At 41.2% G+C, this 2057-nt stretch carries 3 protein-coding genes; all 3 read left to right on the top strand.

The window, feature by feature from the left end; all coding sequences use genetic code 11:
* Positions 1-117 precede the first annotated feature (117 nt).
* The 3 genes from rimM to rplS all read left to right on the top strand — a co-directional run bounded on the left by rimM (position 118) and on the right by rplS (position 1888).
* Entirely contained in the window at positions 118-639 is a 522-nt protein-coding gene (rimM, locus tag KTE19_RS13405; protein WP_217162946.1) for a ribosome maturation factor RimM, read from the top strand.
* Entirely contained in the window at positions 636-1433 is a 798-nt protein-coding gene (trmD, locus tag KTE19_RS13400; RefSeq protein ID WP_217162948.1) for a tRNA (guanosine(37)-N1)-methyltransferase TrmD, read from the top strand. Before rimM ends, trmD begins: the two co-directional genes overlap by 4 nt.
* 92 nt (positions 1434-1525) lie before the next feature.
* The gene (gene rplS / locus KTE19_RS13395) at positions 1526-1888 is read left to right on the top strand and encodes a 50S ribosomal protein L19 (protein WP_217342501.1); all 363 of its coding nucleotides are present in this window, start codon (positions 1526-1528) and stop codon (positions 1886-1888) included.
* Positions 1889-2057 lie beyond the last annotated feature (169 nt).

The following is a 2057-nucleotide window of genomic DNA, read 5'->3' as shown; positions in this document are numbered from 1 at the left end:
AGAATAGGTCTTCATGGCCTTTCATGTCTAGTCTGAAAGGTCTAGTTGATTAGTGTTGCACTTGAATTTTAAACTGGGCAACTTTTTTCTTATACATAAACACTAAAGGAGGACCTTATGAACTACTATACCGTTGGCAAAATTGTGAATACACAAGGAATTAAGGGGGAAGTCCGCGTGATTGCGATCACTGATTTCCCTGAGAAACGGTTTCAAATTGGCAACACCATTTATGCAAAGGTTGCCAAAAAACCAGCTCTCATTCCATTAGTCATTGACGGTGTCAGAAAACATAAGAATTTTATCCTACTACATTTTGAAGGTTATCCATCTATCAATAATGTTGAATTTTTGAAGCCATCCGAAATTTTTGTGGATGAAACCCTTCTTTCAGACGATGACTTAAAACCTGGCGAATACTATTATCACCAAATTATTGGCCTCAATGTTGTTGATCTTGATGGTTATTCAATCGGAACGGTGAAGGAAATTTTATCTCCTGGTGCCAATGACGTTTGGGTCGTTCAACGGGAAGGCAAGAGCAATTTACTACTTCCAAAGATTGATTCAGTGATCAAGAAAGTCGATTTGGATCAATCAACAATTACTGTGGATGTTCCGGAGGGGCTAGACGAATGAGAATCGATGTATTAAGTTTATTTCCCGAAATGTTCAGCATTCCGATGCACGACTCAATTATGGGAAAAGCAATTGAAAATAAAATCGTTGATCTAAACGTTACCAACTTTCGTGAATTTACTCAGGATAAACATCGGCACGTTGATGACTATCCCTTTGGTGGGGGCGCCGGAATGTTGCTGCAAGCCCAACCGATCATTGACGCTTACGATCATACCCGATCCGAAGCGGAAAAAGCGGGTTTACCAGCGGGTCAGGTCATTTTAATGGATCCAGCTGGTAAACAGTTTAAGCAACACAATGCCGAATCATTGGCGCAAGCTGAACACCTGACGTTCATTTGCGGGCATTACGAGGGGTATGACGAACGAATCCGTTCGATTGTCACCGACGAATATTCAATTGGTGATTTTGTCCTAACGGGTGGTGAATTACCTGCAATGGTGATGATCGACGCAATTAGTCGGCTTATCCCTGGTGTCCTTGGCAATCAACAATCAACAGTTGAAGAATCATTTTCAACCGGCTTACTTGAGGAGCCTCAATATACCCGGCCGGCAGAATTTCGCGGAATGAAAGTTCCTGAGGTGCTGATGAATGGTGATCACAAAAAGATTGCTCTCTGGAACCAAAAAGAAGCCCTCAGACGGACTTACCAACGGAGGCCAGACTTGATTGACCATCAGAAGTTAACGAGCACTCAGAAGCATTTGCTCGCTGATGTTCGGATTGAAGAGGAAGAAAGGGCTGCCAGTGAAGACACTGACAAGAAAAAACCCTTTACAGAGAACTAAAGCTTGTGGTAAACTAGCATTTGGCGCAAGCCGCAAAACAACATTCCGCTGTCAAACAAGATAATGAATGTTAGTGAAAGGAAGATTTGTTTATGCGACAGAATCAATTGATTGACAAAATCAACAATGAACAACTACGCGATGATATCCCAGATTTCCGTGCAGGTGACTCTTTACGAGTTCACGTTAAGGTTGTCGAAGGTACTCGAGAAAGAATTCAATTGTTTGAAGGCGTTGTTATCAAACGTAAGGGTTCAGGCATTCAAGCTACCTATACTGTTCGTAAAGTAAATAACGGTGTTGGTGTTGAACGTATTTTCCCACTTCATTCACCAAGAGTTGACAAAATTGAAGTCATAAGACATGGTCAAGTTCGTCGTGCCAAGCTTTATTACTTGCGTGCATTGCAAGGTAAGGCTGCTCGTATTCGAGCATCACTTAGAACCCGTTCATAATTATGATAATTGGATTGGATCAGGTAACCCTGATTCAGTCCTTTTTTGTTTTAACTGTTTCCATTTTTTGAGAAAGTGTTAAAATGCCTGTAAGCACTAAATAACTGGACGTATTCAAAAAGGCATTCGAGCATGTTATTCTTCAGATAACACAATCGAATGCCTTTTT

The sequence above is a fragment of the Lentilactobacillus dabitei genome, assembly GCF_019061365.1.
GTDB classification, from domain to species: Bacteria; Bacillota; Bacilli; order Lactobacillales; family Lactobacillaceae; genus Lentilactobacillus; species Lentilactobacillus dabitei.
This window is presented reverse-complemented; position numbering and strand designations above follow the sequence as displayed.

Bases quoted from the DNA above. Each gene is read 5' to 3' on its own strand.
- rimM (WP_217162946.1), top strand. From the start codon at position 118: ATGAACTACTATACCGTTGGCAAAATTGTGAATACACAAGGAATTAAG.
- trmD (WP_217162948.1), top strand. From the start codon at position 636: ATGAGAATCGATGTATTAAGTTTATTTCCCGAAATGTTCAGCATTCCG.
- rplS (WP_217342501.1), top strand. From the start codon at position 1,526: ATGCGACAGAATCAATTGATTGACAAAATCAACAATGAACAACTACGC.